The following is a 24355-nucleotide window of genomic DNA, read 5'->3' on the forward strand; positions in this document are numbered from 1 at the left end:
ATTAACATGCGTCGACCTCTTTGCCGTTATTTTATAGGAGATATTCCATGTCTGTATCAATAGAGCAAATCCGTCAGCATCTAGAAGCTAACCCCGCGGCTATGCCTAGCCAAGTTGCAGCAGAACTCAGCATCAGTGAATTTGAAGTGGTATCAGCACTACCAAGCGAGCAACTGAGCATATTACCGCTAGAGCAAAAAAATGTGCTGTTAGCTGAGTTACCAGAGTGGGGCAATATGACCACGATTATTTCAGCATCTGGCAGTATTTTTGAGTTTAAAGGCAGCTTTCCGAAAGGTAAATATGCCCACGGTTATTACAACTTAATCACTAAAGGCGATGGCTTACATGGCCATTTAAAGCTTGATGTCATTAGCGCGATTGCGCTTATCAGTAAGCCATTTAGGGGCACCGAAAGTCACTCAATCAACTTTTTTGGCCCACAAGGTGAAGTGGTATTTAAGGTGTATTTAGGTCGTGACAAAAAGCGCGTGTTATTGCCTGAACAAGTGGCACGATTTAATGAGTTAAAGCAGCAACTTGTCGTATCGGCTTAAGTCGAGTTACCGAATAATAATTTAGAGAGTAGAGTCATGACCACTGAAAAAGAACAGCGCTTACGTGAAAAGCTATTGCCAGAAATTGAAGAGTTTAAAGCCCAGCGTTCAACGCTGCAGTTAGCCACACAAGATGCTGATGGCGTACCCAACGCTAGTTATGCCCCTTTTGCTTTGGCTGATGATGGTTTTTATATTTTGGTTAGTGAACTTGCGCGTCATGGCACCAACCTAAAAGCGTCTAATCGTCTGTCGGTTATGTTGTTAGAAGATGAAGCGGAAGCTAAAAGCGTTTTTGCACGCAAGCGTTTAACGTTTGATGCCACTGCAGAATTGGTTGATCGCGACAGCGAAACCTTTACCAAAGGGGTTGCGGCATTATCAATACGTTTTGGTGAGATGATTGATAACCTAGCAGGTCTTGGCGATTTCAATCTATTTAAGCTAAACCCGCATCATGGTTTATATGTCAAAGGCTTTGGTCAGGCATTTAGCTTATCAGGCTCAGAGCTATTGGATGTTGACTGGAAGCGCGATGGTCACCACGGTACGCCTAAGGCTGAACTTATTGATGAGGCAAGCTGATTCAAAAGGCTGAATAAGGTTACATTAATAAGGCTATAGCAATCAGAAAAAGACACTCGCCTATGGTACAAACATCTCGTTAAACCCTTTAGCGAGATAAATAAAAGTATTCTGATCTAAATAAACATTGCCCGCCTTCGTGCGGGTTTTGTTATTCTGCTGTTGTTTTCATTTTAACCTTACTTAAGGTTAGGGATATTGCATTGAATCAAAACACTTCTTCTGTCGCTAATGGCGATAGTCATTCAAAGGCTACGACGAATGACTCAGATAAACCTAAAAATACACCTCATGTAAGCCAGCGTGCAGTGCTGCCGTGGATTGGCGCATTTTTAAAGCCGTATCGCGCCAAAGTTATCACCGCGATTATCTTTTTGTTTATCGGTTCACTCGCTTGGCTATCGCTTGGTCAAGGCGTGCGCCTTATGGTCGATGAAGGTTTTTTAAAAGATAACGGTTCACGCTTAAATGAGATTATCTTGCTGGTCATAGGTATTACCGCATTGAGCAGTAGCGCAATTTTTTGTCGTTTTTATTTAATGACCTGGCTGGGTGAGCGCGTTAGTGCTGATATTCGCTTAAAGGTGTATGACCACTTACTGAAACTATCACCGGGTTTTTATGCCAAGCTGAGAACCGGTGAGATGATCTCCCGTTTTACTGCCGACTCAACCTTGTTGCAGTCTGTTGTCGGTTCAAGCTTGTCGATGGCGCTGCGTGCCAGTGTGACTGTGCTAGGTGGCATCGTCATGATGGCGATTACTAGTTTTAAAATGACAGGTTTAGTCTTGTTAGCCGTGCCTATGGTACTTGGGCCTATTTTCTTCTTCGGTCGTAAGGTGCGTGACTTATCACGTAAAAGCCAAGATAAAGTTGGGGACTTAGGGGCTTATGTTGATGAAACATTGCATGAGATCCACACCGTGCAAGCTTATTCTCATGAAGACCAAGACCGCGCCTTGTTTAATCATCGCGTTGAAGCAGTGATGGATGCAGCCAAAGGCCGAATTAAGTACCGCTCAATCCTTATCTCACTGGTAATGTTTTTAAGTATTTTAGCCATAGCTTTAGTGATGTGGGTTGGCGCGCACGATGTCATGAGTGGGGCGATTAGTGCCGGTGAGCTGTCGGCCTTTATGTTTTACGCGGTAATGGTGGCAGGCTCTGTGGCAACCATCAGTGAAGTGATTGGCGAAATTCAACGTGCGGCAGGTGCTACTGAGCGTTTGATTGAGCTCATTGAAACCCCGATAGATATCCCTGTGGTAGAAAACCCACTTGGGCTACCAACGCCCGTGCGCGGTGAACTGCAGCTTAAAAATGTACGATTTAGCTATAGCAATATGAGTGATAGTGCTGATAGCAGCCTTGAGCCTGTTTTTAATAACAACAACGAAGTCATTCGTGGCCTCAATATTGATATCAAGCCCGGTGAACGTGTGGCACTGGTTGGCGCTAGTGGCGCCGGTAAAAGTACCTTATTCGAATTACTACAACGCTTTTATGTGCTCGATAGCGGCTCGATTGAACTTGATGGCATAGATATCGCCAAGCTGACGCCACAAATTCTGCGACAGCAATATGCTCTGGTGCCACAAGAGTCAGTAATTTTTGCGACTAGCGTACTAGAGAACGTGCGTTATGGCCGCCTTGATGCGAGCGAAGCAGATGTAAAGCAGGCTTGTATTGCTGCCAAAGCTGATGAGTTTATCACTGAGTTTAGCGACGGCTACCAAACCTATTTAGGCGAGCGCGGCGTACGTTTATCTGGCGGGCAAAAGCAGCGAATTGCGATTGCCAGAGCAATATTAGCTGATAGACCAATTCTGTTATTAGACGAAGCGACCAGCGCGCTCGATGCGGTGAGTGAGCATAAAGTTAAACAAGCACTCGATAGCTTGATGACAAGCAAAACAACGCTGATTATTGCCCATAGGCTAGCAACGGTTATCAATGCCGACCGCATTTTAGTGTTAGATAAAGGTCAAGTAGTGGCTAGTGGCACTCATCAACAGCTGATGCTAAGCAGCGAGCTTTATCGTGAATTTGCCAGCTTGCAGTTATTAACTGAGCAAGACTAAGTGAAGACAGATTAAATATTTTTGACGCTTAGTTAAACTTTATAGCGCTGGTGAACGTATTGTTATTTAATGGGTTTATCAGCAAAAAATAGAGAGAAGAATATGCGTTTGATAATGATGTTCAGTTTACTGTTTTTATCTGCCTGCACGAGTTTACCAAGCGGTATAGAGCCGGTTAAAGGCTTTGAGTTACCGCGCTACTTAGGCACTTGGTATGAAATAGCGCGTCTTGATCATAGTTTTGAACGCGGACTTAATCAGGTGACTGCGACCTACTCGATGAAAGACGATGGTGGCGTGCAGGTGATTAATCGCGGTTTTTCAACTGCCGAGCAAAGCTGGGATGAAGCTGAGGGCAAAGCCTACTTTGTTGATAGCCCAGATATTGGCCATCTTAAGGTATCTTTCTTTGGACCATTTTATGGTGCTTATGTGGTGTATGAACTCGATACTAAAGATTACCAATACGCCTTCATCACTAGCTATAACCGTGACTACCTATGGTTTTTATCGCGCACACCGACTGTGGATGAAGCGCTAAAGCAGCAGTTTATCGAGCAAGCTAACAAGCTTGGTTTTGCCACGGACCAGATCATTTGGGTCAAACAAAGTTAGTTAGAATTAAAAACAATACAGACTAAAAAGGAGCCTTAGGCTCCTTTTTACTATCTGTGACTTAAACAGGCGACCTTGGCGCAGCTTATGTCGCTTTTACTTTTGAGCTACTTACGTAACTTTTACCTTGGAGCTACTTACGTAACTTTTACCTTGGAGCTACTTACGTAGCTCGCGCCTTAAAATCTTACCTACGGTAGATTTGGGTAGGGCACTAACAAATTCAATGATTTTTGGTACTTTATACGCGGTAAGTTGTTCGCGGCAATAGTATTCAATTACCGTTTTAGCCTGCTCTATATCGCTATGTGGATCGCTTAATACAATAACCGCTTTAACCGCTTCACCGCTGCGATCATCGTTAACGCCAATCACGGCACACTCTAATATGCTGTCATGGTTTGATAAAACGTCTTCCACCTCATTAGGGTAAACATTAAAACCCGAGACGATAATCATGTCTTTCTTACGGTCGACAATTTTGTGAAACCCATCTTCTGTCGCTACCGCAATATCGCCGGTTTTAAAGAAACCAGCCTTGGTCATGACCTTATCGGTTTCAGCTTGGTTGTTCCAGTAACCTAGCATTACCTGCGGGCCAAATACGGCAAGCTCACCGGTTTCACCAATAGGAACTTCATTATCATCCATATCGAGGATTTTAACTTGGGTGGCGATCACCGGTTTGCCGATAGTACCAAGTTGCTCAAGCCCAGGTGAATTAAGTGATACCACTGGCGAGGTTTCAGATAAGCCATAACCTTCAGAAATGGTGCAAGCCGTTGTTTGCTGCCAAATGCTTGCCGCAGCTTGGGTAAGGGCGGTGCCGCCAGAAATGGTGACTTTAAGGTGACTAAAGTCTAGCGCTTGAAATGCAGGCTGATGGCATAGACCAACAAATAGAGTGTTAAGACCGGCAAAGCCAGTAAATGGATAGTTTGATAACGTAGAGATTAAACCCGCAATATCTCGTGGATTAGGGATTAAAACGGAGCAGCCGCCGCGCTCATAATAAAGCACCAAATTCACCATAAAGGCATAGATATGGTACACAGGGAGCGGTGCGACGAAGATCTCTTCACCTTCAATAATTCGGCTACCTAAGCGTGACTTAATCTGCATCGCGTTGGCAATTAAATTGCCGTGAGTCAGCATGGCACCTTTCGACAACCCTGTTGTGCCGCCTGTGTATTGCAGTGCCGCTATTTGGCCAAGTACGCTGATCACTGGCGCGTAGGTTAGCACCTCGCCTTTTGCCAATACATCGCAAAAAGGTACTGTTGCAAAAGGCACTTCAGGTTGTGGTTGCGGCGCGATTAAGTCCATCGCATGGGTAGATATAACAGTTTCAATACCTGTTTTTTCTACTACCTCAGTCAGTGTAGGCAGTAGATCTGATAGAACCACTAAGACTTTAGCGCCGGAGTCATTAAACTGATGAATCAGTTCACGCTGGGTATAGAGAGGATTGGTATTCACCAGCACCATTCCAGCTTTGATAGCGCCGTAAGCGGCGATAACAAATTGGGTAATGTTGGGCAGCTGAATAGCAATTCTATCGCCTTGCACTAAACTCGTTTCTTGCTGTAAATAAGCAGCAAATTGGCGAGAGTAGCGATTAATTTCATTAAAGCTCGTTTCTTTACCAAGGCATGAATAAGCTGCTTTGTCGCCATAACGGGCACTGGCAAGTTCAATCAGATCGATAAGCGATGCATAGCGTGAGAGATCGAGCGTTAAGTCTGAGTCGTAAGCCATTGAAGTACCCTTTAGCTAGTGTGTTGATTGTTGGTGATTGATGCTTATATAAAATCAAACAGGCGTTTAGATTAGTGCGATTCTAGCAGAAAGGTCAATGGGCGAAGTTGAAATAAATTGTTTCCTGCTAATTGTATTGAATCGATGGGTATCAGTTTGTAAGGATTAGACTTTTTGCTCTAAATGTGAAGAGGGGGAGGTTCTAGGAAAGGTAAAGAAAGGTTCTAGGTGCTAGGAAAAGATTAAAGCAAAGACGGTTAAAATAGAGACGGTTCAATCAAAGACGATAAAAGCTAAGGCGATTTTAGAATAGTCGAACATGACTACGTCACTACAGAACGCTTCGCTTACAGGACGAGCAAAGTCTAAGGCTCTAGGAAATGCAAAGATAGGTTCTAGGTACAAAGAAAGGTCCTAGAAAAAGATTAAGCAAAGAGGAAAGGTCGGAAAAGCAAAGAAACGCTAAAGGTAGTGATTTTTGCTTTTCCTAGTAGGGCGCAGGCCGTTCTCGCGGCGAAGCGCCCTAGGACCTAGATTCTATAACCTTTATCCTGAACTTAAATAGGTGCAAAGAAACTCGACTCTTGTGAGGCTTGGCCATAGTTGTGCTGCTCCGCCACGGTAAAGGTAATTTCATTGCGGCCACTTGGTAATTGTTCAGGCTCTGCAACCACTGTAATTGGGTAATCAAGTTGCTCTCCGGGCTTAATTTTCAAATTTACATCACCCATTACTCTATAGCCATTATTACCAGACACGTATATGCGATAAAGTCTTGCTTGCTGGGTTTTATTGCGGATCTTAAGGGTGAAGCTGTTTTCAATTTTATCGTCTAAAGTTTCGCGGTACAGGGTTTGTCGGTCGCGTAGTACATTGAGCTCAATGTTATTGCGATTATAAATATCGACAGCAATGACAGTGATCATGATTAGCGCTGCAACCCCGTAGCCTATGAATTTATATGATTCATAAAAGGGCTCCGCTTTGCCGGCTAGCGTGTTTTCACTGGTATAGCTGATAAGGTTCTGTTGATAGCCAAATTTTTCCATGGTTTGATTACAGGCATCAACACAAGCGCCGCAGTTAATACACTCATATTGCAGGCCATTTCGAATATCTATGCCTGTCGGGCACACATCGACACAGAGATTACAATCAACACAGTCACCTAATGAACTAGCTTCATTGCGCTTACGTGGACCTCGGCTCTCACCACGAGTGGCATCATAAGTTACGGTTTTGGTATTGGCGTCAAACATTACCGATTGAAAGCGTGAATAAGGGCAGCAATGTAAGCACATTTGCTCGCGCATCCAGCCTGCGTTTAAGTAGGTGCATATGGCAAAGAACCAAACCCATATAGTTACCCAAAAGCTTGCACCAAAGCTGAAAATGTCGACATAGAGCTCTCGAGCAGGCACGAAATAAGCAATAAAGCCGCAACCAGTTAGCAAGGCTACTGCGCCCCAGGCACTGTGTTTTAAAGCGCGCTTCTTGAGTTTGTCTGTGCTCCAAGGTGCTTTATCTAGGGCGTAACGTTTATTACGGTTTCCTTCGATGCGAGTTTCTATCCACACATAAATAAAGGTCCATGCGGTTTGTGGGCAAAGGTAGCCGCACCAAATTCGCCCCCAGAACACGGTGATAAAAAACAGTAAAAATGCCGCAGCAATAAACACCCAAGCCAAAATCGTAAAATCTTGCGGCCATAATGTGGTGCCAAAAAAGATAAACTGCTGCTGGCTCAGATCAAATAATATCGCCTGACGACCATCGTAGGAGATAAACGGTAGCAGAAAAAAGAGCGCTACTAGCAAACTGTTCATGCCAGTTCTTAGCTGTTGAAACTGACCTTTTTGCTCACGGATATGGATCTTTCGGTTAGCTGGCTGACTCGGTATTACAGTTACGGGGATCCGTTGCGCTTGAGCTGGACTCTCTATCGTGTTGTTCACGTTATTTTTTTGCATAAGGCTTCTCTACAGGACGCATTCTGTGTTCGCAGCACTTTTAGTGCAGCGTGGCAATATCGTTACTGACTGTATTTGCAAGCCTTATACCAAGTTTTTAGTGGTGTTAGTTATTGATTTTAAACAGTATTGTTTGTTATATGTTTTACGTGGATGGCGATATATCGTGTGTTGGCGATATATCGCGATCTTTGAAGCTAAGAATAGAAAGCGTGCTTGATTTAGTCAGATGCTAAATTGGCCGAACAATTGCCAGTTTATTCATACGTGAACGCAAAGTACTTGGCGGCAAACCAAGTACAGCAGCGGCACCACCACTTCCCGAGATCCGCCATTGGGTCTGCTTTAGAATATTAATGATATGCTGGCGTTCGACCTGTTGCAGTGTTTGATTGCTGGCAACAGTTTGTGGGTTATCAAGTGGTGCAGACATTGTGAGCTGGCTAAACTCCAATACTGGGCCATGGGCTAGGATCATCTCCCGCTCCAGCACATTTTGCAGCTCGCGAACGTTTCCTGGCCAGCTATTTTGCATTAGTTTTTGCATGCCTTTTTGGCTGACTTGGCTCACTTTTTTACCCAGTTTACGGTTTAAATCTTGGATTAAGTGACTGACTAACTCTGGAATATCGCTCAAGCGCTGCCTCAGTGGTGGCACCACAATTGGAAATACATTTAAGCGGTAATACAGATCCATACGAAACAGACCTTGCTCGACACGCTTAAGTAAATCGTGGTGAGTGGCTGTGATAAGACGAATATCAACTTTGATGGTTTGGCTGCTGCCTACACGTTCAAACTCTTGTTCTTGAATGACTCTAAGTAACTTAGATTGCGCCTCTAAACTCAGCTCAGCCACTTCATCTAAAAACAGCGTGCCTTGATGGGCAAGCTCAAAACGACCCTTGCGGCGGCTGGTGGCACCGGTATATGCGCCTTTTTCATGGCCAAACAGCTCACTTTCTAATAGCGAACTTGAAAAGGCGGCACAGTTAACGCTGATGAGCGGTTTATCGGCACGATTACTTAATCTGTGGAGGTTACGAGCAACAAGCTCTTTGCCTGTGCCATTTTCACCACTAATGAGTACAGTGCTCTCCGTGTTTGATACTAATTTAATCTGTTGAATGAGTTGATTAATTGGCTGGCTATTACCGGATATTTCTACATCACCAGTACGATCGGCAAGCTCAAGCTGTAAGTATTGATTTTCAAAAGACAGCTTTTCAGATAGCGCTTGCACTTGCTCAAGTGCTTGCCTTAATGAGCGTTCTGTTTGCTTTTGAATACTTATATCACGAAATATCGCGACTACACCCATCATCACCCCATCCTTGTATACTGGGGTCGATGTATAGTGCACAGGAAAGCTAGTGCCATCTTTACGCCAAAATACTTCATGGCTGATCTCACGAGCTGTGCCGTCTAATAATGTGTTGTAAATTGGGCAATCATCTTTATGGTAGTGGCTGCCATCGCTATGGCTATGGTGATGACAATCATGAATATTTTTGCCAAGCAATTCTGCCGAAACCCAACCTGTCATTCGTTCAGCCGCAGGGTTAATAAAAACCGCATTTCCGTCAAGATCAAACCCATAAATCCCTTCGCTGACTGCGTTTAAGATCAGTTGGTTTTCTGGTAAAAAGTTGTCGTGGTTGGTTTTGTCTTTAAGGTTAATGGCAGACATAAGCAGCCTAATAAAGAGGAGTTAATGTTCTGAGTATACGGAAAAATGGCGGGCAAAAAAATAAGGTCACGAAATAACGTGACCTTATTTTTAATCTCTAATATTGCTAATGTGTTAGCCAGAGCTAGCCTTTGGCTTTTTGTAGCCCTTGTAGGACAGATTCCATGGTGAGCTGGGTAGGTAATATGATGCCGTCGGGCGCCCCTGGGCCATAGACTTTATTATATGGTGTGCCGCCTCGCCCTTGAGTTCGCATATAGTCCTCAACAATGGCGTTAGGCTCAGTCCAATCGCCTAGCATTAAAATAATCTTGTCAGCCGCTAAGGCATTAACGATTTTTTCTCTGTGGGTTACGCCGACTTTATTGGCATAACAGATATTGCACCAGTCCGCGGTGACATCGACAAATACGGTATAACCTTGATCCACAAGTGGCTCAATTTGACTCGGAGTTAAGGTTTGCCAATGCAGCTTTTTATATGCTTCATAGTCTTCGCCATAGTTAATAAAGGCAAATACACTGCCGACGCATATTGTCATAAACCCTAAAACCACAATTACCCCATTAGGGATGATTCTGCCTTTAATTTTGAGCCAGATAAGTGAAGCAATACTTAAGCAAAGTAGGCTGAAAAAAATGGCGATGCTGATTGAAATCGTATCCATCAATACTCCAAAAAAATTATCTAAGGGCTACAGTGTTAGGCGCCTAAACAATAAAGCAGTAGCAATTGTAGCCAGCTTAATTAATGCACGCACTGTCCCAAGCTAACACTATTGTGCACCAGTTAAATGAAAATAACCTGAGTAACTCTCGCCTAATGCATTGAATATTGCAGGTAAGGTGTCTGTTTATGGTCGTAATAAACCAAGTTGGTCAGTAAGGGGTTATTAATATATATTGTTGCCACTTAATTACTGGCCATAGGCTGGGTATTCACAAGGGATAAAATGACTTTTAGTGCTTGGCTAGGTTTGCTAGCAATTTGTTGTTTAGGCGCAATGTCACCGGGACCGAGTTTAGCCATGGTGGTGAGACACACTCTTGGTGGTGGCCGCGGTAAGGGCATTATTTGTGCCTGGGCACATTCAATCGGCATTGGCGTTTATGCCTTGCTAACCTTATTGGGTTTAGCGGTATTACTGAAACAAGCCCCAATGGTGTTTAACGGCATTGCTATTATTGGTGCACTTTATTTGGCTTATATGGGGGTACAGGCACTACGTTCTAAAGGCGGTATGTCAGATAAACTCGCAGCTGGTGAATCAACTGATGCATTAACCGCAGCGCGTGATGGTTTAGCTATTTCGCTATTTAATCCTAAGATCATGCTATTTTTCTTGGCGCTATTTAGCCAGTTCGTAATGGTGGCAGACAACATGACAGGTAAAGCATTGATTGTGCTGACGCCATTGGTCATTGATGGTTTGTGGTACACATTAATCGCGCTAATATTATCGCATTCAGCTGTGTTGCCAAAGCTTAGAGAGAAATCTGCTTTAATCGATAAACTGTCGGGTGTGGTGCTGATATTGCTGGCAGTGCGGGTGATTGTGTCGCTTTAATACCAATCAGTATAAAGATTTGGTCGCTCAGCGAGAATTTAGCGCTTCTGAGGCAAGGTCATTAAGTGCTCCTGCTTTAATGACATTCGCTGCATCCATGCAGCTCGCTGCGAGTGAAGAGCATAGTTGAACTAGGGTTAAGCTCACTCTTTTTTTGTAAAAAATCGCAGCATCAGAATCGCTAAAACTCGTCATTCTGGAGCGTTTTTGGCTGCCTACTTCTGCGTTGAACAGCCTCACAAGGGAATAACCATTCTTTCATCTATTCGCCTTGAACTAGTTGCCAAAAAACGCTCTGAGTAGATCAACTTCTTATACTGATTGGTATAATGTGTGCCAATAGCAACACATAAAAAAACGCCATCATTATGATGGCGTTTTTATTGGATCAGTAATTAACTCAAGTGAATTAGCGACAGATGCTTATGAGTTAAATACTTGCACCGCATCATCTTTAGCTGCTTCAGGCTCAGGCTCGCGAGACTGCACAGGGTTTTTGATATGGTCTTCAAGGTTATCCGCAAGCATGGCTTTGTATTCATCGGTAAACCATGCAAGAGCATTGTCTTTTTCTGCTGCTAGATCAGATGATTTTAAAGAAGCTTCAAATGCGTTGAAGCGAGCAGCTGCGAAACGCATAGCTGTGCCGACTTTACCGACATCTTGTTCTTTACCTGCTAGTTCGTTTGCCAATGCAATGAATTGATCGGCTAGTTCAAAAATGGTGGTTTCTTTTTTAGCTTCTGACATCTTGCTTCTGCTCTTGTTTATCTAGGATAGTGTCTCGATTCTAACTTAAATGAGACATTAATGAATCATTGATATTAACTATTGGGATCTGAATCGGTAATAACGCTACCGTCACGAGAATCGTAATAGATAGACATGGTTTGCTCTGGTAAGTAGAAGTAGCGGCATTGGTCTGGGCCAATATAAGTGGCAAAGTATTCTGCACCATCAGTATTTGGAGAGCTGGTGACGACAGGGGGCTCTTGCATAATCGTGCGCCATACAGACATACAATCAGCAACGTTATTTAACCTTGGGCTCGATTCAAATGGTGGGTAGTTTTGCGCAGGAAAGCCCCATTGATTAATATCTAGCTGACCGTTACTGCCATCGCCAAATACTTGCAAATTATCAACTGGGCCAGAGCCACCTTTAGACGCCCATTTTACATTTGCTAAAGTGATGCCACCTTTAAATGCAGCGCCAGTTGCCTCGACTGTTGCGATTTGAGCATCTTGCTTTAGATTGATAAATTTTGGCGTAGCCACAACTGCTAAGATCCCTAAGACGATGATCACCACGACCATCTCAATTAGGGTAAATCCCAAGCTTGCAGTTTTTGTAGGCATGAATAATTCCTTTATTCTTTCAATCTTAATTTTATCGCTAACGAGCGAGCGCTATAGATTCAATATTAGCTGTTAGGATCCGAGTCCACCACAACGCTACCGTGATTAGAGTCGTAAGTTATCGATAAATTTGTATTATCTGAGTACTGATAGATACAGACTGCTGGCACACGTCCATCATATAGAGCTTTATAATCGGTTTCATCAGAGGCATTTATATCTGATACCGTAGGCTCATCATTTTGCAGTACTATTTTCCATACTGAAATACAATCATCAACATTATCAAGCTGAGGTGAGGCTTCATTATCAGTATAAAAATGCTGAGCAGGCCAACCATTAGCATTAAAATCAACATGGGTATCATCAGTGTCGCCATATACTGGCAAGTTTTCAGCAGGACCACTCCCCACTTTTACAGCCCATACCGAGCGCGCTAAGTTAATGCCTGATTTAAAAGCTCCACCAGTGTTTTTAACTTGTGCAACTTGTGCATCTTCAGATAGGTTGAGAAATTTAGGTGCAGCAACAGCCGCCAAAATGCCCAAAATAATGATCACCACAACCAGTTCAATAAGCGTAAAACCTAACTGTTGTTTTGTTAATGGACCTAAACCTTGCATTATAAAATCATCAATTCGTAATAAGGTGGCTATATTAACACTGACAAGTTTTAATACCAATGATCAAAGGTTGGTTACTTGATTGCTTGTTGGGTATTAAAGTTTGCAGTTTGTTGTATTGGTTGGTGTTGTTTATGCGTTTATTCCGTCTGTTTGGTTGTCTGTTTTGCCGGCTAATTACAGGAAGGTGAGCTTGTTTACATGGTAAACTTGGCTTTCTTCAGCTTTACAGGTTTTATTTAGAGGTTAATGATGGCAGTTAATAGTAGTTGGTCGACTTTTATTAAAGAGCAACAGCAGCAAGAATATTTTAAGTCCTTACAGCTATTTGTTGATGCAGAACGGGCATCGGGTAAAGTCATTTTTCCGCCTGAAAATGAAGTGTTTGCTGCTTTTGATGCTACGCCTCTTGATAAGGTGCGAGTAGTACTCATTGGCCAAGATCCTTACCATGGCCCCAACCAAGCTCATGGATTGTGTTTTTCGGTTAAACACGGCGTAAAAACGCCGCCCTCTTTGGTCAATATGTACAAAGAGTTGGCTACCGATATTGATGGCTTTATGGTTCCAGAACACGGCAACTTAAGCGCTTGGGCTGAGCAAGGAATATTAATGTTAAATACCGTATTAACGGTTGAGCAAGCCAAGGCGCATTCCCATGCTAAATCAGGTTGGGAAACTTTTACCGCCAACGCATTAACCCTGCTTAATCAGCAGCCCCAGCCGATTATTTTTGTGTTGTGGGGGGCTCATGCGATTAAAAAAGGTAAGGGGATTGATGCGCCGCAGCATGAGGTTCTTAGCGGGCCACATCCATCGCCATTATCAGCTTATCGTGGTTTTTTTGGTTGTCAGCATTTCTCTAAAGTTAATCAGCTTTTACAAGCTCGAGGTGAAGCCCCAATCAACTGGCAGGTATAACTTTATCTGAATATTGATACACTGCACTTGGAGTAATAATCATAGGTAACGGCACATCCCAATGCTGGCAGGGCAGGCTATCGACTTGCTGACAGTCGTGGGCATAACCTATCGGTAAAGGTTTACCGATACTTTGCCAGTTAGCGAGGGTTCTGTCGTAGTAGCCACCGCCCATCCCCATGCGGTTACCGTGCTTGTCAAAGGCGACCAATGGTGTGATCACTACATCTAGTTGATGAGTAAGCATCATCTGCGTGATATCTAACTTTGGTTCCCAAATACCTAAACTGTTTTGCTCTAATACACTATCAGCTTGATAGCGTAGGAAGAGTAAATTGCCCGCACTAAAGGGGTGTAATCGTGGCAGGTATACCGCAATATTATGCTGCCAAAGCATCTCTATTAATGGCTTGGTATCAAGCTCTCCATCATTGGTAAGATAAAGTGCTACACGGCGAGCGTTAAGTTTGAGTATGGTCGATAAAGAGGTATCTGTGGCCTGCTTTGAATCTGCAAATTGCTGCTCGGCCGACAAACTTTGGCGCGCGAGACGAATCGTGGCGCGGATCTGCTTGCGATTTGCAGGGGTAATACTGTTGTGCGTTTTTGCTGGCATTTAAGACGACTCCTTTTGATAAATAGTCTAACTTTCAGAGTGGTTAAAAGCTACCGGTACAAAAATGCCGCTTAGTGCTAAAGAACCAAGCGGCATCGATTAAACTATTTCTCGTGACGAAGTAGCTTTAACGCTCCATATTCATCGACTTAAGCAGTACTGGACTGTTGTAGTCGGCCACGGCTGTTTTGGCATTTAACCAAAAACGTCGACGAGTTAAGAAGTAGCTACACAATATAGTCAATAAACCCAGTTCAATTAAGTTATGGCTCATAAACATTAATGCTGGCTCAATAATTTGGCCGATACCTCTAACGTACTTCACTTCAGCCGGCACTATGCCAAGTGCACCGTTGAGCATAGCGATACCAAATTGAAGGGCGACGTATAATGCTGCAGCAACAATTAAACCAATAGGCTTTAGGTACCATTTGCTCGGCCAGCTGAAGCCAATAACTAATAAATAAAGCCCTACAAATAAGGCGCCACCAGCTAATGCATTTACGAGAGCGGGCGTATACTGAAACGCTGTTAGGGTATTATAAAACAAGCTCAGGCCAATGTGAGGCAGCAACAGAGTAATACCTAATGCCAGAGCATAAGTTTTAGCTTTACCAATGTTCTTCCAATAACAGCGTTTTATCAGCTGGTAACTTGCGATAAACAGACCTATGACAAAGGCATAGTTGGCTAATGGGTGGACTCCAAACAGGGCAAAGTCACCCTTTAATAGTGCGACAATCCACTGTGGGTATTGCATTAAGCCTACACGGTCCTGAGTTTGCTCTGCAAACTGTGGAAACAGTAGCGCTATTAGTATACCTAAGGTAAAGAATAGGTAGGCATATTTAACTACAGCGCCTAACATCCTAGGGACAATGCCTTTTACGCTTTGTTTCTTAAGCTGGGTCACCAAAGTCTTATAGTTGGTTACTACGGCATCTTTGATATCTGTCGATACCCAATTCTCCTCTAATAACCCAATTTTGCTGCTCGTCGTATCGGCTTCTACGATATTTTTAATCGCAGGCGTGGCAAGGGCAATGGTGTCGTCTTTTTTATCTCCCGCGCCCATCTTTTGGGCGACTTTCCACACTGCTGGATCATAAACACCACCGGCGTCATGAGTTTTATTTTGTTTACCGGCAAAACACATTTTAGTGTCGACTTTGTCGATAGTTGCCGTGAATTGCAGTGTTGGCAAAATAGCACTAAAGGCATACACAAAGGTACAACCATCAAGGTCGCCTTCAACATCTACTTCGGTAATATCGTTAAAGCCGTGGATTACGTTAAGGCCGGTACGTTTGATAAAATCGCCAGTCCATTCATGGTAATCGCTACTGGTATGCTTCCATCTAGTGCTGCGCTTGGCTTCGCCATCGATAGTGTAGCTGTAATATAAGTAACCGCTGCCATCACAGGTACGGCAGGTGACGTCACCGCTACCATTACAAGTTGAACAGGTTTGTTTACCGCTGCCCCAACATGATGAGCAAGACTCTGTAGTGTAAACCGTACGTTGGTTGTAGCTGTCGTACTTACTCACACTGACACGGCCGCTACCACTACAAGAATAACAGCTACTTTTTCCTCGGCCATTACAGCTGCTGCAACTTACACAACCAGAGCCTCGGCAATTGCTACAAATGTCTTGACCTACATAGGTATTAGGAGCTGAGTTTAAGCCAGTATTTTTGATTAAAAAGTTTTTGCTAATATCCGGCCCAAGGATCTTGATAAAGCGTTCGTTAAACAGTGGGTCTCGGCCACTGACATACTCTTTAGCTGCTTGGTTTGCTTCATGGCTTGCATCTGACGATGTACCACAGCTAATACCTGCAGGACGTCGTCCCCCATGGCTATGGGAGTTGACGCCAATTTCAATTCGCCAGCCAAAGGTAAAGTTAAGTTGAGGCTGTTTAGCTTGCTCATCGCTTAATACAACGGGTACATCTACACCGGTGAGTTCTTCACCGTTAGTTCTAATAAAGTCTTGAAATTGCTGTAATTGGCTCACGGCATACTTCCTATTTAATACTGGTTATAGCTTAATGGTAAATTGAGTTTTATCGGCTTTTAAATACACCCATTGACGCACATCTTGATGACCCGGAGCACTCACCTTAATATCGTAACCACCAGGTGGCAGTAGCATCCCCGGTTGATATCTTGGTTTAATATTCATCACAGAAACTCTAGCTCCATCAACGTTAGTATTTACCGTTAAAGGCAGTTTCAACGTTGGCTTAGCTGTGCTCTTTTTAGCGCTGTGGTCACTTGAGTCGTGCTCTGGCAGCATGGCTAAATCAAATTGGTTAAGTGGTTCGCTAATCGCATTGAAGCCTTTGGTAATGCTAAAGGTATTGTCAATTGTTGAGCCAATAGGCTGCACCAATGGCTGGGTAACCAACAGCCACTTGAGCGCAAAAGAAATACTGGCCGAATCATTCTTCTCCATCTGCTCGAAGAAGTAGTTCATCGCCGAGTCTTCCATGGTGTACTCATTGCCGCCAATCGACATAGGCACGACAAAAATTGACGCTAAAATGGTCATGGTAATTGCAGGCTTAACGTAAGGTTTTGTGCTCTTTTCTGTTGTCGGTTTAGCTTGCTTAGCTTGTACCAACTCAACGAGTTTCATTGGTAGCTTAAGCACTGTTAGCAGCACTAACGCTAAACTAATCGACATCGAAATAGGTGGAATAATGGTGGCACGTAGCGCCGATTTACCGGTGGCTTCAAATATACCACCATCGGCAAACTCAGCTTTTTGAGCTTCTAGTACATTAAGGTATTCAGTGGTTTTGCGCTGAATATTAGGCTCGATGATTTGCTGCTTAAACTGACGATTATTCCAGTCGGCTAAGGTAGGGTTAACGTATAGGTCACCCATACGTTTGGCAATACGCTGCTGAATATCGCTGTGGCGTTGGAATGCTTTCCAGCTAAGGTTAGGCGGCATATCAGTGTTTTTAGCACGCATATTTTTGCGCCATTCAATATCGGCTTGTTGGCGAACTTTGCTTGCCACGGCTTTATCGAATGTTCGGCGATCAGTAATAGACCAAGCAGTTGGTAGACTTAGCCCTTTCTGTTTAAGCTTTTTGTTTACCTTAAGGCTAGTGAGTTCATGTACTCTGAAGGTATGCAAAGAGTTGATGCCTAATGGATAGCCTCCTGATTCTTTAATAAAGTCAGGCTCCATTTTTACCATCAGTACATTCTTATAGTGATTCACATCATTGGTATACACCATGCGGTGATCTTTTAAACCTGCATCGCCACCAGTAGCCGCATCAACCGCTTGCATAGCGGTGAATAGACCAAATGTCATGACACCAGCAATGATTGAGTTGCCAACATTTTCAGAGGTAGAGATCTCTTCACGGATCAGCCAGTCATCAGGCGGTATATACGGAATGCTGTATTTCTTTATCTCGCGGTCATAACCATCTTGTAAGCGCTCAAAACAGCGGTTACGACTGTTACCTTTTTTCTTATCAGCACATTTATTACGACGCTCAAAATAGTCATGGATCTTAGGGGCTATTTTTTGTGCTCGAGATTCCACCCTAGCTTCATAAGCGGTAACGCCTTTTTGATACTTTTCCCAGCCCTGTTTTACTTGGTTTTGGGTATCTAACCAATACTCATCAGAGCGGTCAGGTGCACTGGCTAAAGCGCGATTATATTTGGCAGAACCATCGGCGTATTCTTGATATTTGCCTCTCAACGTTTGACGGAATTCATCATAATCTTGGTAATGGCTATCAAAGCGAGACATGGCTTTATCACGGACAAACTTTTCCATGATCATGCGCTTTTTCTGCGATAGATCATCGACCAGTTTATCGTCGGCATACACTAAACCACCAAATACTGATAAGAAGGTCTTTTCTGTGCCGCTATGGGCTTGGTCTGGGTTGTAATTAATACCTTCAAATTGAATCGACTTTTCGATTAACGCGCTACGTAGGACTTGTGACAAATACGCTTGCTGACGCTCTTCAGGTGTCGAAGCATCAATAATAAAGTGGTCCACTAACCATTTTTGGCCAAAAAATACCGTAGGCCAAACAAGCACGGCAATCAAACAAAAATAGCCAAGCGCACGGCCAACTCTAGCTACGCGTTTGCCGCTAAGTAGCATATCCGCTAGTAGTAAAGTCACGCCAATACCACTAATGGTTCGGCCAAATAACTCAACTGCGCGCAGATCATCATGGCTAGAGTTACGACCTCCGGCCACATCGGTTAATGCAGCATTAAATACCGCTTCAGGGAACAGATAAATAACCGAGCAGATGAACATGGTCATCATCCACCAAAATGGCTTACCGACACTAGCGATCTGCTGCTCTATTTTTTGCTGCTTTTGTTGTTTAGCTGCAGTTGATTGCTGCTTTTTTTGCACCTTCTGTAGCTCTTTTTCTGCAGCCGCCATTTTAATTTGAGTCGGCGCAGAGTTAAGTAAGTCAGTGGCAAATGGGCTGTTTTTTTTATCAGTCATTGTTACTACTTGGTAGGGTTAAAATAATGGTTTTACTATTGGTTTTCTCTATTTCTTCATCGACAATTGTCGGAAAGCCATGAGGGTTACTTGCTGAATTCTTATTGCTTCTGCTGACTTTCGCTGGCTTAGCCTTGGCTCTAGCAATTGACTTAAGGCCAGAGTTTAACGATATGTAATAACCCTCTTGCTGGTAGCCAAGCATTTCGTCAAAGCGATCAAAGTCGGCATCAGCAGGCAGCGACGCAATATATTTTCCGGCAGGGGTTAACGGCTGATAACGCTTGTTCGGTACAGAAGCATTAAACAGTTTCTGGCAGATTTTATAAGGTGTGGTGTCGACAATTACACCATCAGGTAGTTTTTTCTTAGCGAGTCGCTTTAACTGGCCTTGATGAAAATCAGTACCGTTAATCGTATAGGTGTAGACTTTCATGCCATAACGGTGCGCGCTATTTAACACACTGGTATTTTGCATAAAGCTGCGAATATCTAAATGCAGGCCTGAGTTTGCGCCAAGCTTATCGCTGATCTTTCTTATACCTGCAGATGACGCATAGTTCTTATAACGAGAACGGTAACGTTTAGTGCCATACTTGCCCGCAAACTCGATGTTCTTTTGGTGATCTAAGTAATAATCATCGTTTTGAGCGCCGCGGCGCAGATCGGCAGTAACCTTATCAACGCTGGTTGGGTGTGCACCTTGAACGAATCCTAAGTAAACGCGTGGGTTAATCCCACGGAGCTTTTCCAGCATTTCCAGATCAGATGCCGAATAATAATAGCCACCCTGACCAATGGTTTGACGCAACATATTGTCTAGCTCAACCAGTTCATGGCCATTAGCTTCAGACTTAATTTCTACGTTTAGCAACTGATCATAAGAGCGATAGGCAGCAAAAGTAGTAAACGCCTCGTATGCAGTAATTGGACGCATATCGAGTAGTTCGTTTGAGCCTTTTTGGCGTAGTTTGAGCTTGGCATATTGCTTACGATTCATGCGCTCAAGTTTGTAGCGCTCACCGGTGTAATACACAGTCGCACGGCCTGTTTGGCTGTCGTGATGGTTAACCCAAGTGCCGTCTTTTAGCTGCATTACATCAATTTCGACACTGTTGTAGTTATCAAACAGCGCAGATGCAATGGCAAGGTCGCTGCTTTCTGGTAAGCGAAAGTCACCGCGATGCGCAGAAATATCCAGCGGACACTGCGCAATGGACACCATTTTTATATGGCCACTATCGCTGAGGTATAAGTTGCGATCGCCCAAAGTCAGCTGAATATCAACAATATCTTCACCATCAACTTTAGCGTCAAACGGCAGGTGACTTAATGATTGGGGCACAACTTTTGGGGGGATCGGAGGCGCCTCTGGGGTAGATTTACAGCCTGAAAGAGCGATAAAAATGATGAGCAGTAAAGCATAACAGCGAGAAGATTTAAGCATACAACTTGTCATAGTCCCTGAATTACAAGTTATTAATAATTATCGCTTTATACGCGAAAAGATAGTTAAAAACAATGGCGAACTAGAAAAGGCTTGTATGTAAGCCTATGATTTTAAAGGGTTCGAACAATAATTAAGTGAGTGACAATTTACATAGTGTGACATATGTTCAATCGTTACAGTGGCTTAAGCTTATTTAGGGATTCATTTAGTAGACTTGCTGTGACTAATCTCGTTCGAGTTTATTGGCGTGATAGATAAGTGGAATTTAGTTCAAGATGATTTTAGCTATAGGATTATTGATTGGTATTAATTTGTACGTAATAGCAAGAGACTGACAGCACAAAGATACAAAACGAATTAATCCAAATGACCATTAAAGGCCTATTCATTAGATTTGGCTTTTACATTGGAAACCTTTTGCAATCAATGTAATTGTTTTGTTTGGTAGGTGTGTTTTTAGTGGCTATTGTGCTGGATGGGTCGTTGCGCTGTTGACGGATTGTATAGTATTTTAGAGCCATAAATAGATAGGGTTTAATTACGTAATTTTTGAAGGCTAGCGTATAGCGCTAAAAAGGTTGTGATGACAAGTTAGTCAACTTAACACGCAATTATTTCACTTATTTTGATTATCATTTCAAACGTAGTTTTTACTATTTTTATCAAATTATTAGTTGGTAGCTCATGTCGCTCATTCCTGTTTTAAGTACACCTTGGTTTAACTCATTATGATAAGGCCTAATTTGGCGGTATGGGTAATCTTGTGCGCATTATGTTGGGGTTTTCCTCGTGCAGTAATAGCCTCTGATATTGCTACCAGTGTGGCTGGTGGAGTCGATGATCGTCTTGCTAATGGCGGTTATTTTGAACTGGGAGCCAGTGTTTATAGTGTTAATAAAGTGGATGTGCGACAAACCGAACATCAAACGCTTGAACCTTCTTTACTCATCAGTGGAATGTATCAGTATAAAGGCCTGTTTGTTGAGATGGTGCATCAGTCTCAAGACGGAATAAATCTGGGTTTTAATTTTTGGAATTCTGAAAACTGGTCATTAGATATTTTAGCGGCAAATTTAAAAACTTCTTGGGCGAGACCTGAGGGGGTTGATCCTGCCATGTTAAGCGAGGCTGGGCGCAATAATTACTTGATGTCAGAAGAGTCGCTATATATTGGTGCAGGCTTCAGGGCTACGCGTTATTGGGACGACCATTACGTATTTCAATACCGGATAGTGAGTGACTATTTTGATGGGCAGGGGATCCAAAGTAGTGCCAGATTAGGTAAATCATGGCAGGTTCGTAATTGGAATTTTCATGCTTTAGCTAGTGTTGAATATTCCTCTTCTACGTTAAACCAGTATCTTTTTGGCGTCACTGATGAAGAAGCAACAGAGCTATTTCCAGCATATAAACCGGGCAACTCATTTAGCTATGGTTTAGAGCTTGGTGTTGCTTATCCAATTAGCGAAAGCTTGGTGTTTCGGGCTATGTATCGTATGAACGTGCTGTCAGATGAAGTGACAGATAGCCCCTTTAATGAGTCTGGTTATGTGTCGTTTTTTAACGCCTCAATCAGCTATGTATTTTAGGTGGCCTATGACTAAGTTGTATCAGTTAGTCGGGCTGCTAATATTTACCTGTCCTGTTAACGTTTTAGCTCAGCAGCCAGTCATTAATTTTACTGCAACGCCGGAGCAATGCGTGGCACTACATAAAGGCCAAACCTGCTATCAAGATGTATTATTCCAGTGGCAAACCCCTGCAACTGGGCGATTCTGTTTAATAGAATCGAAAAATCGGCAACAGTTAACCTGCTGGGATGGCCAATCTTTACAACAATATCAATACAGTTTTGAAAGTGATGCCACCAAGGCATTTAGCTTGATCCGTCACGATGACTTACAGCCATTGGCCGAGGTAAAAGTTACGGTGACATGGGTGTATAAAGCACCTAAGCAAAGTCCGTCTGGCTGGAGGTTGTTTTAATGACATCAACAAAACACATTTTAGTGGTCGAGGACGATACCTCTTTAGCTGAGTGGATAAGCGATTATTTACTTGACCATGGATACAGTATTACAGTTGCTAGCCAAGGGGACTTTGCGCTAGCAATGATCGCCGAAGAAGAGCCGGACTTAGTGCTATTAGATGTGATGTTACCGGTTAAAAATGGCTTTGATGTTTGCAAAGAAGCACGTGCTTTTTATACAGGGCCGATTCTATTTATGACCGCTTGCGTTGAAGACGGCGATGAAATTCAGGGCTTGGAAGTCGGCGCAGATGATTATCTCACCAAACCAATTAGACCTCAGGTGATGTTAGCTCGGATCAAAGCACTACTGCGCCGTGCCACCGATGACAATATTAAGCAGCAATTGGTCTTTGACTCTTTAGTACTTAATGCCGTGGCTAAATCAGTTACTATTGAGCAGAAAGTTTTGGATTTGAATGCCAATGAATTTGATGTTTTGTGGTTACTCGCCTCAAAAGTTGGCACTGTGGTGAGTCGTTCAGATTTAATTGCGCAGTTACGCGGTATTGAGTATGACGGCTTTGACCGTTCTGTTGATATTCGGGTATCACGACTGCGTAAAAAACTGCATGAAGCGCAAAACCAGCCTTATAAAATAAAAACGATTCGTGGTAAAGGTTATCTATTTTGCCGTGAAGATGAGACGCAATAATCCCATGCTTAAATGCGTTGGCAGGGGCGAATTATGAAAAAGCTCATCATCTCTTTAGTGTTAGTTGTGCTTACATCGATAGTTAGCCTTGGTTGGTCAATTAGTGAATTTGCTAGTCTTACCGATCCAAGACCGGATATACCAACGACCAAAGAGCAATTGACTGCGCTAAAGCTAGTTGGCCGTTCATTAGCCCAAAGCTTAGATGATGACAATGTCGAACCGGCTCATTTTATCGATAACTGGAATCAGCAAAACCAAGAGCAACTTTCTTTAATCGATGAGAAGATATTTATCTTACCACCTTCATTAACGACGCAGTTTAAACGTGATGCTGCGTTGCTATTAGAGTCTGATGAAGGGATCTCACTGCATTATCGTTTACCGCTGACCAGCCAAGTACTGAACATCAAGACTCAGCTGGTGTCTCCCGAAGAAACAAATTTTAGTTGGAATAAAATCTACACAATGCTGTTTTATGTGGGTGTAGTGCTGATCTTACTGGTTTGGGTTTCACCATTGATCAGGCAATTAATGCACCTCAGTAAAGCCACTAAAGCCTTTGGTATGGGGCAACTACAGCAACGGATTAAAGTCAGTAAAACCTCTTATATCGGCGCGATTGAAACGGAATTTAACCGTATGGCCGATCGCATTCAGCAGCTAGTGGACGACAATAAGTTGCTTAGCCGCGCCGTCTCCCATGATCTAAAAACGCCCATCGCTAGGCTACGCTTTGGTATTGAAGCGCTAGAAGAAACACAAAACGAACAGCTACGAATTAAGTACTTTCAAAGATTAAACCGCGACTTGGATACCATGGAAGAACTTGTTTCAACCCTATTAAGCTATGCAAGGCTTGATGAAGCAAATATTAAACCTGACTTACAAGTTATTGAGCTAAATAGTTGGCTTAAGCAAAAGCTTGCAGATCATAGCAACATTGCTTATCCGATTGAATATCTCGGGATAGAACAAACAATTAAGGTTAATAGCGACCCCAAATACCTCTCTATGCAGCTGGCTAACTTGCTCAGTAATGCAGAGCGTTTTGGTCGCTCGCAAATTATAGTGAGAGTAGAAGTCGATCAATATCGGGTATGGTTGCATGTCGAAGATGACGGGCAAGGAATTGATAACGATGAAATCGAACAGATTGTTAAGCCATTTGTTCGTGGTCAACAAAGCCGAGACAATGCCGGCCATGGTATGGGGTTAGCGATTGTTAAACGTATCAGCAGTTGGATGGGAACTGAATTTGTTATTACTCGCTCAAGTGCGCTAGGCGGAGCGAGAATGTCGCTGAGTATAAAGCTCGAAAATTAAATCGCTATTGGATATTAAAAACTAAATATGTTGATTTGCTA

The 24355-nt window shown here is 43.2% G+C and carries 21 protein-coding genes; 10 read left to right on the forward strand and 11 right to left on the reverse strand.

The genetic code is table 11. From position 1 onward, the window contains the following. Positions 1 to 47: 47 nt before the first annotated feature. The 4 genes from hutX (at position 48) to L2747_RS10330 (ending at position 3838) form a co-directional block, all read left to right on the forward strand. Positions 48 to 557, forward strand: a complete 510-nt coding sequence (gene hutX, locus L2747_RS10315) for a heme utilization cystosolic carrier protein HutX (protein WP_248998949.1) — start codon at positions 48 to 50, stop codon at positions 555 to 557. A 36-nt stretch (positions 558 to 593) separates the two neighbouring features. Continuing rightward, on the forward strand, positions 594 to 1142 hold the full coding sequence (hutZ, locus tag L2747_RS10320; protein WP_248998950.1) for a heme utilization protein HutZ: 549 nt from the start codon (positions 594 to 596) through the stop codon (positions 1140 to 1142). A gap of 203 nt (positions 1143 to 1345) precedes the next feature. Beyond that, a complete protein-coding gene (locus L2747_RS10325) occupies positions 1346 to 3223 on the forward strand; it encodes an ABC transporter transmembrane domain-containing protein (protein ID WP_248998951.1) in 1878 nt (625 codons plus the stop codon). A 102-nt stretch (positions 3224 to 3325) separates the two neighbouring features. Next, a complete protein-coding gene (locus tag L2747_RS10330; RefSeq protein WP_248998952.1) occupies positions 3326 to 3838 on the forward strand; it encodes a lipocalin family protein in 513 nt (170 codons plus the stop codon). A gap of 159 nt (positions 3839 to 3997) precedes the next feature. On the opposite strand, the gene L2747_RS10335 is transcribed toward L2747_RS10330, so the two are convergent. From L2747_RS10335 to L2747_RS10350, 4 genes are all read right to left on the reverse strand, one after another. Next, positions 3998 to 5596, reverse strand: a complete 1599-nt coding sequence (locus L2747_RS10335) for an AMP-binding protein (RefSeq protein ID WP_248998953.1) — start codon at positions 5594 to 5596, stop codon at positions 3998 to 4000. A gap of 557 nt (positions 5597 to 6153) precedes the next feature. After that, complete coding sequence (ccoG, locus tag L2747_RS10340) at positions 6154 to 7566, reverse strand: cytochrome c oxidase accessory protein CcoG (protein ID WP_248998954.1); 1413 nt, start codon at positions 7564 to 7566, stop codon at positions 6154 to 6156. Positions 7567 to 7798: 232 nt separating this feature from the next. Next, positions 7799 to 9256 carry a sigma-54 interaction domain-containing protein gene (locus tag L2747_RS10345; RefSeq protein ID WP_248998955.1) on the reverse strand — a complete coding sequence of 486 codons (1458 nt, stop codon included), beginning with the start codon at positions 9254 to 9256 and terminating at the stop codon, positions 7799 to 7801. A 124-nt stretch (positions 9257 to 9380) separates the two neighbouring features. After that, positions 9381 to 9923 (reverse strand): thioredoxin family protein, encoded by a 543-nt coding sequence (locus tag L2747_RS10350; RefSeq protein ID WP_248998956.1) that lies wholly within the window; start codon positions 9921 to 9923, stop codon positions 9381 to 9383. A 285-nt stretch (positions 9924 to 10208) separates the two neighbouring features. On the opposite strand from L2747_RS10350, the gene L2747_RS10355 reads away from it, so the two are divergent. Continuing rightward, positions 10209 to 10823 (forward strand): LysE family translocator, encoded by a 615-nt coding sequence (locus tag L2747_RS10355; RefSeq protein WP_248998957.1) that lies wholly within the window; start codon positions 10209 to 10211, stop codon positions 10821 to 10823. A gap of 423 nt (positions 10824 to 11246) precedes the next feature. Here L2747_RS10355 and L2747_RS10360 read toward each other — a convergent pair whose 3' ends face one another. The 3 genes from L2747_RS10360 to L2747_RS10370 all read right to left on the reverse strand — a co-directional run bounded on the left by L2747_RS10360 (position 11247) and on the right by L2747_RS10370 (position 12804). Further along, entirely contained in the window at positions 11247 to 11573 is a 327-nt protein-coding gene (locus tag L2747_RS10360; protein ID WP_248998958.1) for a DUF3144 domain-containing protein, read from the reverse strand. Between the two features lie 74 nt (positions 11574 to 11647). Next, positions 11648 to 12181 carry a type II secretion system protein gene (locus L2747_RS10365; protein WP_248998959.1) on the reverse strand — a complete coding sequence of 178 codons (534 nt, stop codon included), beginning with the start codon at positions 12179 to 12181 and terminating at the stop codon, positions 11648 to 11650. A gap of 65 nt (positions 12182 to 12246) precedes the next feature. Next, positions 12247 to 12804 (reverse strand): type II secretion system protein, encoded by a 558-nt coding sequence (locus tag L2747_RS10370; protein ID WP_248998960.1) that lies wholly within the window; start codon positions 12802 to 12804, stop codon positions 12247 to 12249. Between the two features lie 252 nt (positions 12805 to 13056). Here L2747_RS10370 and ung point away from each other — a divergent pair, with 252 nt between their 5' ends. Then, positions 13057 to 13725, forward strand: coding sequence for a uracil-DNA glycosylase (ung, locus tag L2747_RS10375; protein WP_248998987.1), 669 nt, complete (start codon positions 13057 to 13059; stop codon positions 13723 to 13725). Here the strand turns inward: ung and L2747_RS10380 are convergent. The 4 genes from L2747_RS10380 to L2747_RS10395 all read right to left on the reverse strand — a co-directional run bounded on the left by L2747_RS10380 (position 13709) and on the right by L2747_RS10395 (position 20301). Then, complete coding sequence (locus L2747_RS10380; protein WP_248998961.1) at positions 13709 to 14341, reverse strand: 5-formyltetrahydrofolate cyclo-ligase; 633 nt, start codon at positions 14339 to 14341, stop codon at positions 13709 to 13711. The genes ung and L2747_RS10380 overlap by 17 nt on opposite strands. Before the next feature lie 127 nt (positions 14342 to 14468). Further along, complete coding sequence (locus L2747_RS10385; RefSeq protein ID WP_248998962.1) at positions 14469 to 16361, reverse strand: DnaJ-like cysteine-rich domain-containing protein; 1893 nt, start codon at positions 16359 to 16361, stop codon at positions 14469 to 14471. Between the two features lie 24 nt (positions 16362 to 16385). Beyond that, positions 16386 to 18854, reverse strand: coding sequence for a peptidase associated/transthyretin-like domain-containing protein (locus L2747_RS10390; RefSeq protein WP_248998963.1), 2469 nt, complete (start codon positions 18852 to 18854; stop codon positions 16386 to 16388). Then, positions 18847 to 20301, reverse strand: a complete 1455-nt coding sequence (locus L2747_RS10395) for a glycerophosphodiester phosphodiesterase (RefSeq protein WP_248998964.1) — start codon at positions 20299 to 20301, stop codon at positions 18847 to 18849. Before L2747_RS10395 ends, L2747_RS10390 begins: the two co-directional genes overlap by 8 nt. 746 nt (positions 20302 to 21047) lie before the next feature. Here L2747_RS10395 and L2747_RS10400 point away from each other — a divergent pair. Genes L2747_RS10400 through L2747_RS10415 form a run of 4 tightly spaced genes read left to right on the forward strand, consistent with a single transcriptional unit; the run spans position 21048 to position 24314 of the window. Next, positions 21048 to 21893: a MipA/OmpV family protein gene (locus L2747_RS10400; RefSeq protein ID WP_248998965.1), complete on the forward strand. Its 846-nt coding sequence runs from the start codon at positions 21048 to 21050 to the stop codon at positions 21891 to 21893. 7 nt (positions 21894 to 21900) lie between these two features. Beyond that, positions 21901 to 22290 (forward strand): DUF3019 domain-containing protein, encoded by a 390-nt coding sequence (locus L2747_RS10405; RefSeq protein ID WP_248998966.1) that lies wholly within the window; start codon positions 21901 to 21903, stop codon positions 22288 to 22290. Beyond that, positions 22290 to 22988 (forward strand): response regulator, encoded by a 699-nt coding sequence (locus L2747_RS10410; RefSeq protein WP_248998967.1) that lies wholly within the window; start codon positions 22290 to 22292, stop codon positions 22986 to 22988. The genes L2747_RS10405 and L2747_RS10410 overlap by 1 nt, the downstream gene beginning before the upstream one ends. Before the next feature lie 33 nt (positions 22989 to 23021). Then, a complete protein-coding gene (locus L2747_RS10415) occupies positions 23022 to 24314 on the forward strand; it encodes an ATP-binding protein (protein WP_248998968.1) in 1293 nt (430 codons plus the stop codon). The last annotated feature ends 41 nt before the right edge of the window (positions 24315 to 24355 follow it).

It is taken from the genome of Shewanella marinintestina (genome assembly GCF_023283845.1).
Lineage (GTDB): Bacteria > Pseudomonadota > Gammaproteobacteria > Enterobacterales > Shewanellaceae > Shewanella > Shewanella marinintestina.